Origin of the sequence: Janibacter anophelis NBRC 107843, from assembly GCF_001570945.1 — a bacterium.
GTDB lineage: Bacteria > Actinomycetota > Actinomycetes > Actinomycetales > Dermatophilaceae > Janibacter > Janibacter anophelis.
The window spans coordinates 1-9618 of record NZ_BCSQ01000086.1 but is presented as its reverse complement, the minus strand read 5'-3'; the positions used below and the strand labels follow the sequence as shown (position 1 = coordinate 9618).

Here is a 9618-nt window from a genome sequence, read left to right as displayed (position 1 = left end):
GGGGGCGGGGGCGGTGGTGGGGGCGGCGGCTCGACGACGGGCGCCTCCCACGGGGTGGGGACGGTCCCGGCGGGCAGGGCCTGCTCGCTCGGGGGGACGAAGGTCTGCGGCAGCACCTGGAACCAGCGCCCGTCGGACTGTCGCACCTCGACCCAGGCGTGGATGTCACGCCCGCGGACCACGCCGTCGTCGGTCGCGGTGGCGCCGACGACGACCCGCGTGGGGATGCCGAGACGGTTGCCGATGAGCGCCAGCGTCGCCGCGTACTGCTCGTCGTTGCCGGCGAGCGGGTCGGAGTTGAGGAAGTCGTCCAGACGCCCCAGGCCGTGGCCGGCCGGGACGTCCTGGGCGGCCTGCGCCCGGTCCGCGCGGGCGTCCTCATCGAGAGGCTCCCGGCTCGTCGCCGGCGTGCCGTCGGTGTAGGTCCCCTCCTCGCGCATCGTCGTCGCGATGTTGCGGAAGCGCTCCCACCGGTCCGTCGCGTCGCCGTCCCATGCCTCGATCCGGCCGTCGACGAAGGAGAGGTCACCGGTGATGGGCATGCTGCCCGCGGCCACCGGCAGCTCGTCGGGGAGCTCGCCCGCACCGGTGGGCGGGAGCTCGGTGCGCACCTCGTAGACGTCGCCGGGACCGATGCTCGGGGGCACGAGCACGGTGTTGGTGCTGAGGTTGAGCCACGCCTTGCCCTCGAGCCGCTCCCGGGCCGACCCCATGAACTCGATGCCCTCGACGCGACCGGTCGTGAGGATCCACGAGCCCCGGTAGCCGCCCTCGGGGACGGTGACCCGCACCTGGGTGGTGTCGCCGCTCGCCAGCACACCGACCCGCCGGCCGAACTGCTGGAAGGTGCGACCGGCGTCGGCGCGGGAGTCCCCGCGACCGGCGATGCCCCACGTCGTGCCGTCCCACGTGTCGAGCGTCGCGAGGCGCATGGGCGTGGTCGCCGGGACCCCCTGGACCTGGAGGATCTGCCGGTCGTACAGCCCGGTGGGGCTGGTCGCGGTGAACTCGCGGTAGCTCGACAGGGGTGATGCGAGCACGTTGGCGTCGTGGTCGGGGACGACGTCGGTGCGCACGACCCGGCGCTCCTCCTGGTCGTCGAGCCCCGGGAGGTGCGGTCCGACGAGGGCCCCCACGAGCGCCGCGATCCCGAGCAGCACGGCACCGGAGACGATCCGCGAGACGGCGGGGCGGCGAGCTCCGGGACGGGCGATGCCGATGTCGGGGTCGAGGTGGTCGCGCACGGACAACCACAGGATGAGCAGCACGCCGAGGGCGAGTCCCTGGATCCATGGCGACGCCGGCTGCTGCGTGCCCAGGGCGATGGTCACGACGAGCAGGACGAAGGGGGGAACCACCAGCCGCAGTCGCGACCGGGTCACGCGCGCCGTCGCGTAGGTGATCGAGGTCCCCACGAGGGCGAGGAAGAAGGGGACGGCCAGGTGGTGGCCGCGGGCGTCCACCGGGGGGACGAGGGTGAGCAGGTCCATCCAGCCGCGGGTCGGTCCGGCGACGAGGTCCTTGAACGTCTGCCCAGTCGGCAGCACGCCCCACTTCAGGTCGTCACGGACGGCCAGCGGTCCGCCGAGGAGCAGGTACAGGACGGCGCCGAAGGCGGTGATGGCGATGAGGGGCCACCGGTAGGTCCCCTGGATGTGGCCGATGACGAGCCCCAAGAGCACGCCGGACGCTGCGGCGAGCCACCACTCCCAGCCGAAGAGGACCGTGCGCAGCCCGACGAGGGCGCACCCCACGACGGCGACGGTGAAGAGGGTGTCGACCCAGTGGCCGAGCCCCGGGCGCATCCGCCCCAGGGTTGCCCGCACCTTGTCCTTGCCGGTGACCTGGGGCTTGACCATCCCCGGTTTGGGGGCGCCGATGAGGCCGGCGTCGTCCGCTCGCGCGCGAGTTCCCGCGTCCGTGCTCATGCGGGCACCAACCCCCCGAGGACGCCCGAGAGGTCGGACAGGTCGCTGACGGTGACGACGCTCAGGCCCCGCAGCCGACGCAGGCCGGTGCGCTCGCGGGGGTCGACGACGATCGCGACCTTGTGCACCTCGGTCTCGAACTCGCCGAGGCACTGCTGGATCTCGAGGAAGGCGCGGCCGGGACCGGTGCACAGCACGGCGACCGACGAGTCCGGGGCGTGGCCGCAGATGGCGCGCGCCGACCGCACGAGGTCGACCCGACCCAAGGTCACGGTGGTGAGGGTGTCGAGCACGAGGGGCACCGTGGTGCGGGAGGCGAAGCCGTCGTTGCACACGATCGTCGCCTCCTGCTCGTCCTTGATCGAGCGGACCATGAGCGAGGCGCCGATGGCGATCGCGGTCTCCACGTCCCCTTCGCCCCCCGCGTACATGGCCGGGTCGGTGTCGACGACGACGCCGAGGTGCGAGCGCCGGGTCTCCTGGAACTGGCGCACGAGGAGCTTGCCGTGGCGGGCCGAGGAACGCCAGTGCACGTGCCGGCGGTCGTCACCCGGCTCGTACTCGCGCAGGGCGTGGAAGGAGATGTCCGCCATCGACAGGTCCGGCGTGGCCTCGCCCTCGAGATCACGCAGGAGGCCGTGGGCACCCGACTCGAGGGCCACGTGTCGGGGGTGGACGTGCATGAGCTGCTGGGTGCCGAAGGTGGTGGTGCGCCGGGTGATGCCGATGGGGTCACCGAGGACGGTCGTCGGCGGGCCGACGGGGATGACTCCACGCTGTGGGGTGGGGATGGGGAAGGAGATGCGGTGCTGGGCACCCTTGCGCAGCAACGGGACCGGGATGAGCTCCTCGCCCGAGCCGACGGGCAGGCGCACGAGCGAGGGCAGCATCGTGCGGCGCGAGACATTGGTCAGGACGAGGTGTCCCTGGGCGAGGTCCCCGATCTGGGCGCGCAGGGGTTCGACGACGAGGTCGACGTCGGCGCGGTGCCGCCCGAGCGAGACGAGGACGCAGACGAGCACCAGTGTCAGCGCGGTCGCCGCGATGACGGTCAGCTCGACCCAGCCGAGCAGGGCGCCGAGCAGCCACAGGAGCACACCCATGCCGAGCAGGGTCCAGCCGAGTGAGGTCACCCAGTCCAGCCGGCCGCCGAACCAGGTGCGCCGCACCCGGTCGTCGGTGGCGGCGACGCCGTGGCGCACCGCCCGGCCCGCGCCCTGACCCACGGCGAGGACGGAGGCGCCCGGCAGCGTGACGGTCCGCCGCGTGCCCGTGGCGCGCTGCTTGCTGGCGGCCGCCATCTGCTCCAACCGCGCGTCGGAGTCGGCCCCCGGGCCGGGGGGCTGTGCCTCCTGGCGCACCCGACCGCGCCCCCGAGGGGCGTCGGGGGGCGGCGTCGGCAGTCCTTGGGTCATGTCGGTTGGGCTCGTCAGGCGATGCGCTCGGTCGGGGGTGCGACCTCGCCGAGGACGCGGCCGATGACGTCGGTGACGCGCACCCCGGCGAACTCGGCCTCGGCGCTCAGGAGCAGCCGGTGGCTCATGACCGGCTCCGCGAGCATCTTGATGTCGTCGGGGACGACGTGGGTGCGCCCCTGGCCGGCGGCCCAGGTCTTGGCACAGCGGACGAAGGCGAGTGCCCCGCGCACCGACAGGCCCAGGCGCACGTCCCGGTGCCGCCGGGTCTCCTCCGCGATGCGGGAGATGTAGGCCAGGATCGCCGGGTCGACGTGGACCTGGTCGGCGAGGGCGGCCATGTCGCTGACGACCTTGGCCGTGACGACCGGCCGCAGGCCCTTGGTCCGGTCGCGTCGGGCCGAGTCGGCGAGCACGGCCACGGTCGCCTCGTGGTCGGGGTACCCGAGCGAGGTCTTCATGAGGAAGCGGTCGAGCTGGGCCTCGGGCAGCCGGTAGGTGCCGGCCTGCTCGATGGGGTTCTGGGTCGCCACGACCATGAAGGGCGAGCCCACCTCGTGGGTGGTGCCGTCGACGGTGACCCGGCCCTCCTCCATGACCTCCAGGAGCGCTGACTGGGTCTTGGGCGAGGCGCGGTTGATCTCGTCCGCGAGGACGATCGTCGCGAAGACGGGACCCTTGTGGAAGTCGAAGCGCTTGCTCTGCTGGTCGTAGATCGTCACGCCCGTGACGTCGCTCGGCAGCAGGTCGGGGGTGAACTGGATGCGACTCGTGCTCCCCTGGACCGTCGCCGCGAGGGCGCGGGCCAGCTGGGTCTTGCCCGTACCCGGGTAGTCCTCGAGCAGCAGGTGGCCCTCGGACAGCAGGCAGGTGAGGGCCAGGCGCACCACGTGCTGCTTGCCGAGGACGACCTGGTCGATGTTGCCGACCATCTGCTGGAAGGCGTGGCTGAACCAACCGGCCTGCTCCTGGGAGACGCTCATCGTTCCTGCTTCCTCATCCTGATGTTGTCTTCGTGGACTTCGTGCTCGACGTCGTCTTCTTCGAGGTCTTCTTCTTCGACGACGACTTCTTCGACGTGGACGTCTTCTTCGAGTCCGCGTCCTTCTTCGGCTGCTTCGAGGAGCTGCGGCTCGGGCTGCTCGTCGAGGTGGGTGTCGCCCCCGGCTGCCAGACGCCGGGCGTCCCGGAGCCGGAGGCCTGCGGCCAGGTGTCGATCCGCAGGTCACCCGTGAGCGAGAGGTCGTAGACCCGGCCGGTGTCGAGGTCGTTGAGCAGCACCTGCCCGCGGTTGTGCCGCACGGCGACACCGTGCCGCCGCGAAAAGCTCCCGGAGACCGTCAGCTCACCGGCCGGGACCTCCACCTGACCGCACGCCGAGCCCCACCGGATCGCGTCGCCGTCACCCCAGGCGGCGTAGAGGCAGTCGCCGTTGACCACCGGCTCCGAGATGCGCTGGTACCGGGCCTGCTTCTCGTCGTCGTCGATCCCCGAGACGACCCCGACCTCACCGGACGACCGCTCGGCGCTCTGGGTGATCCGTACATATCCCGCGCGCTCCGGGGTCTGGTAGGCGACGACGTCGCTCGCCGGGCCCGCTTGCTGGAGGGTGGCCATGGCCAGGGAGACGCCGGCGGTGTCCTGCGTCTCACCGGGCAGGGTCTGGGGCTGGTCGAGTCCCTCCGCGTGGATCTCCCCCTTTTCGAGGTCGAGGACGACCCAGGCGTCGCCGACGGCGGTGATGTCCGCGGCACGACCCCCGGTGAATCCCAGCTCGGTGCGCTCCGGCGTGCCGAAGCCGGCGCCCTCCGCCGGGATCTCGACGACCGTGCCCGTGTCGGCGGAGACCGCCATGACGTCGCCCTGGAGGTCGACGGTGACCGAGGCATTGGCGCCCACCGTGGCGAGCTCACCGGTGTCGAGGAGGTCGCCGATGGGCGTGCCCCCCTTCGGGTCCAAGCGCTTGGCCCAGACACGCCCGGTCGCGTGGTCGACCATCGCCAAGGTGTTGCCATGCATGGCGACCAGGGACGGCTCGTGGATGTCCTCACCCGTGGGATAGGTCGGCTCCGGGATCTGCACCTCGCCGTCGAGCACCTCTCCGGTGCGGGTGTCGAAGGCAGCCAGGCGCAGGTCGCTCGTGACCCCGACGGCATTGCGCCCGTCCTGGAGGACGTCGGGCCGGGTGTCGGCAGCGTCCCCACCTGCCGGGGTGGCTCCCTCGAGCACGCGGTCGAAGCCGTGGGCGCCGGTGTTGACCCGCGCCCAGTACCCGGAGCGCCCGCCGGAGACCCAGATGCTCCCGTCTGTGAGGTGCACGTCGTGCACCGGCTCCCCGTCGGCCCGCACCGCGAGGATGCCCCCGACGACCACGAGCAGCGACACGAGGGTGCCCGAGAGCACCCGGAGCCACGTCGGTCGACGCGGCTTCCCGGTGCCGGCGGTCCCCTCGTCCGCCCTGCTCCCCTGCTCGGTCATGCTCCGGTCAGTCACCCGCCTGCGTGGGGTCCTCGAGGAGGGCCAGGTCGCCGTCGGTCACCATCCGCGTGGACAGCGCGTGCTCCACCAGACGCGACTTGCGATTGCTCGCGAGCTTGCCCGGTCCTCCGTGCAGGCCGCGGATGCCGGCGTCCGCCAGCTTCTGGCAGACGTTGTCGAGCTTGCGGTTGAACTTCGTGACCTTCCACCCGAGGCGCTCGGCCGCGACGGCCGAGCTCGGGATGGTCCCCTGGCCGGCGCCGTCGCGCCGCAGGAAGTCCTCGCACAGGGCGACGACGAGCAGCTTCTGGTCCGGCGTCAGGGCGACCCGGCCCACTGTGGTCTCGCCACCCTCCTGCGGCAGGAGGACGTCGTGCTCGACGCTCATGAAGCCGGGGTTCTCGACGAGCACGTCGAAGTCGTAGGTCGTCGGGCCGGCGGTGAACCACACGGTGACCCGCTCGAAGGCGAGGGGGATGCGCGCACCGGGGTTGAGCCAGGCCTGGAAGAGGCCCTTCTTGTCCGCGACGGTCGCGGTGAGGGTGGTGCCGATGTTGGTCAACCACCACCACCCCCCTTCGTGGGTGACCTGGAGGAAGTGCCGGTGCAGGAAGGGGTTGTCGTCGATCTCGACGTCGCCCTCGCGCCCGATCGTCAGGGCCCCGTCCTTGGGGGCCTCGTGCAGCTCCCCGCAGAAGTCGACCGTCACCACGCTGTCACTCATGATTTCCTCACCGTCTCGCACTGGACCTGTGACCAGCCCGACCGCTGGGCCCCGCGCACGACCTGGACGGTCGCGCACTGCTGGACCCCTGGCGCCACCCCGACCCGGAACTCGGTGCCGTCGACCCGCACAGGAGTCCCCGTGACCTGGTCGGGGTCGCCCCCGGTGCGGACCTCGAAGTGGTCGCCCTCCTGCAGTCCCTCGTAGTCGAAGGTGAACACGAGGGTCTCACCGTCGAGCGCGACGTCGAGCTGCGGGGTCCCCGCGAGCGCTCCGCCGGGCTGGGTCGGGTCGGTGTGGGTGGCCACGGGCCCGTCGCCGTCCTCGCGGGTGACCCACAGGACGCCGCCGATGACACCGCACACGAGCAGCACCCCGACGATGCTCGCGATGAAGGGCAGCAGACCGACCTCGATCCCCTTGCTCGGGGGCTCGGGTGGGGGCGGTGGTGGCGTGGTCCGCGGTCGCGTCGACATCAGCCCTTGTCCTTGCACTGCGTCTCGCTCCACGGCGAGTACTCCTCGCCGCGCTGAACCCGGACGCGGGCGCACTGCTTGTCCGCGGAGCCCAGCTCCTGCGGGAAGGTGCCCGTGCCGGTCTCGGTGTCGATGTCGGCGACCCCATAGGCGGTCGCCTTGTCGATGGCATCCTCGGACATCGCGGCCTTGACGAGGTAGCGGTCGCCCTCCTGGTACCCATCGAAGTTGATCGTGTAGACGAGCTCGGAGCCGTCGACGGCCATGGTGAAGGTCGGTGCGCTCGCCAGCGAGCCGCCACCCCGGGTGTCCGTCGAGGTGCCGCTGCCCCCGTCGTCGTCGTTGAGCGCCAAGGCCGTGCCGATGATGCCGGCGAGCAGCAGGAAGCCGCACACCCCGGCGATCACGGGCAGCCAGCGTCGAGTGGCCGGCTTGGTCGGGGCCGGACCGGGTCGCTGCGGTCCGGGCCCGGTGGCGAAGGGGGGACGCGGCCCGGAGCCCTGGGGCGGGTGCGGCCCGGTGGCGAAGGGGGGACGCGGCCCCGATGCCTGCGGCGGCCTGTGCCCGGAGGCGTGCAACGGCTGCCCGATGGGTGGTCCGGTGGTCCCGGCGGGCGGACCCGGGCGGGCGACGACACCGTCGGCGATGGGCACCGGGCCGGAGGCGCCGATGCTGCGACCGCCGCTCAGCTGGCCGCCGATGACGGGCTGGCCGAGGGGTGGGGGCGGGGACGTGGTCCGCGCACCGGACCCCGAGTTGGCCCGCAGCTGGGTGCGGTCGCGGGTGTGCCCGAGGGCACCGGAGTCACCGGTGTGGCCGAGCTCGTCGAGGACGACGATCGCGGTGCGGGAGAAGCGCTCCTCCTGCTCGATCTGCTGGAGGCTGCGGGCGAACTCGATGGCGCTGGCGGGGCGGGCGAGCGGGTTCTTGCTCATCGCCTGCGCGAGGAGCCGCTCGAGCGACTGGGGCACGTCGGCGCGCTCGGTGCTCGGTGGCGGGTTGGACCGGATGCGCGGCATCAGCTCGAAGGCGGAGTTGTTGCCGCCCGGCACCTCGAAGGGGGAACGCCCGACGAGCAGCTGCCACAGGGTCGCCGCGAGGGCGTAGACGTCGGCGCGCGCGTCGCCGTTGCTGTGGCCGAAGAGGACCTCCGGTGGGGCCCACGGCACCGACACGCCCAGGTCCTCGTCGAGCTCCTCGAGTGCGCCGCCTCGTCCGGCGATGCCGAAGTCGGTCAGGCCCGGCGAGCCGTACTGGCTCACGAGGACGTTCGCCGGCTTGATGTCGCGGTGGATGACGCCGGCCCGGTGGGCGGTCTCGACGGCGGAGGCGAGCTGGATGCCGGTGCGCAGCACCTCCTCGACGGAGAAGCGTGCCGTCCTCGCCCGCTGCGCGAGGTTGGGCGGCGGGTAGTACTTCATGACGAGGTAGGGGCGACCGTCCTCGCTCGTCCCGGCGCGGAAGACCTGGACGATGTAGGGGTGGTCGGCCAGCTGGGCCATCGTGTTGGCCTCGTCGATGAACTGCTGCTGGATCGTGGGCGTGAGCCCCTCGGTCTTGAGGACCTTGACGGCCACCTTCATCCGCGGCATCTGCTGCTCGTACAGGAAGACGTCGGAGTACCCGCCCGAGCCCAGCGGCTGGACGTAGTCGAGCCCGTCGAGGTCGGGCGGGAGGGCGGTACTCACTCAGGCATCATCCCGTGACCTCGAAGACCATCGAGACCTGGTCGGCCAGGGTGATCGTGGTCCCGGGCTCGATCGTCTGCTGGTCGCCGGGGCGCACCCGCACCGGCGACGAGCCGGGCAGCGCCACGGTCGTGCCGTTGGTCGAGCCGAGGTCGCGCACGAGCACGTGCCACCCGTCGAGGACGATCTCGACGTGGTTGCGCGAGATCTCGTTGTCCGGGCTCGAGATGCGCACGAGGTGCGGTGAGCGCGGTCCGGTCTCGCTCGAGCGGGGGGCACGGCCGATGAGGACCCCGCGGTCGAGGGTCACGAGGTCCCCGGTCGACATGCGCAGGTGACCGAGCGCGGGGCGCAGGGTCTGCTCCGGCTGCTGGGTCGGCAGGTCCTGGCCGCACACGCGGCAGCGGGTGGCGTGCGGAGCGTTGAGGTGCCCGAGCGAGCACCGGACGGCCAGCACCATCGGGCCCTCGGACTCGCCCTCCGGCTCGGGTGCCTCCGGCTGCGGCGCTCCCGCGTGGTCGGGGGTCGGCAGCGACGGCAGGCCGAAGGGCATCCCCGGCGCCCCCGGCGCGGGGCCTGGTGCCGGACCGCCCACGGGCTCGACCGACGGTGCCGGACCGGACGCGGCGGCGTCCTCGCCCCACGGCACGGCGGAGATGACACCGGACTGGTCGGCGCTCTCGGGCGCGGCCGGTGCGGGTCCGCTGTCGGCGACCATCTGGCCGGTCGATGCGGCCGGAGCAGCGGGCGCGGCGCCGGCCTGCGGCACGCGCGAGCCGACGAGGTGGCCGTCGGCGAACTGCGGGCGACCGCCGCCGGGCTCGTGGCCGGGCGCGTCGTCGCGGGCCGCCTGGACGTGCGCGGGACCGCCCGCGGCCACCGGCAGCGCCGGCTCGGCGCCAGCGGGGG

The 9618-nt window shown here is 72.7% G+C and carries 8 protein-coding genes; all 8 read right to left on the bottom strand.

All coding sequences use genetic code 11. From position 1 onward, the window contains the following. A partial coding sequence (locus JAN01S_RS15755) for a transglutaminase domain-containing protein (RefSeq protein WP_157075802.1) occupies positions 1-1928 on the bottom strand: 1928 nt, incomplete at its 3' end. Continuing rightward, on the bottom strand, positions 1925-3343 hold the full coding sequence (locus JAN01S_RS15750) for a DUF58 domain-containing protein (RefSeq protein WP_157075801.1): 1419 nt from the start codon (positions 3341-3343) through the stop codon (positions 1925-1927). The genes JAN01S_RS15750 and JAN01S_RS15755, both read right to left, overlap by 4 nt. A 14-nt stretch (positions 3344-3357) precedes the next feature. Next, on the bottom strand, positions 3358-4326 hold the full coding sequence (locus tag JAN01S_RS15745; protein ID WP_068319688.1) for an AAA family ATPase: 969 nt from the start codon (positions 4324-4326) through the stop codon (positions 3358-3360). Between the two features lie 13 nt (positions 4327-4339). Next, on the bottom strand, positions 4340-5821 hold the full coding sequence (locus tag JAN01S_RS15740; protein ID WP_068319687.1) for a hypothetical protein: 1482 nt from the start codon (positions 5819-5821) through the stop codon (positions 4340-4342). Positions 5822-5828: 7 nt separating this feature from the next. Continuing rightward, entirely contained in the window at positions 5829-6545 is a 717-nt protein-coding gene (locus tag JAN01S_RS15735; RefSeq protein WP_068319685.1) for a hypothetical protein, read from the bottom strand. Continuing rightward, on the bottom strand, positions 6542-7021 hold the full coding sequence (locus tag JAN01S_RS15730; RefSeq protein WP_068319683.1) for a hypothetical protein: 480 nt from the start codon (positions 7019-7021) through the stop codon (positions 6542-6544). The genes JAN01S_RS15735 and JAN01S_RS15730 overlap by 4 nt, the downstream gene beginning before the upstream one ends. Further along, a complete protein-coding gene (locus tag JAN01S_RS15725) occupies positions 7021-8709 on the bottom strand; it encodes a serine/threonine-protein kinase (RefSeq protein ID WP_084360322.1) in 1689 nt (562 codons plus the stop codon). Before JAN01S_RS15725 ends, JAN01S_RS15730 begins: the two co-directional genes overlap by 1 nt. A gap of 7 nt (positions 8710-8716) precedes the next feature. Continuing rightward, on the bottom strand, positions 8717-9618 hold a 902-nt coding region (locus tag JAN01S_RS15720), incomplete at its 5' end, for an FHA domain-containing protein (RefSeq protein WP_157075800.1).

Bases quoted from the DNA above. Each gene is read 5' to 3' on its own strand.
- JAN01S_RS15750 (WP_157075801.1), bottom strand. From the start codon at position 3,343: ATGACCCAAGGACTGCCGACGCCGCCCCCCGACGCCCCTCGGGGGCGC.
- JAN01S_RS15745 (WP_068319688.1), bottom strand. From the start codon at position 4,326: ATGAGCGTCTCCCAGGAGCAGGCCGGTTGGTTCAGCCACGCCTTCCAG.
- JAN01S_RS15740 (WP_068319687.1), bottom strand. From the start codon at position 5,821: ATGACCGAGCAGGGGAGCAGGGCGGACGAGGGGACCGCCGGCACCGGG.
- JAN01S_RS15735 (WP_068319685.1), bottom strand. From the start codon at position 6,545: ATGAGTGACAGCGTGGTGACGGTCGACTTCTGCGGGGAGCTGCACGAG.
- JAN01S_RS15730 (WP_068319683.1), bottom strand. From the start codon at position 7,021: ATGTCGACGCGACCGCGGACCACGCCACCACCGCCCCCACCCGAGCCC.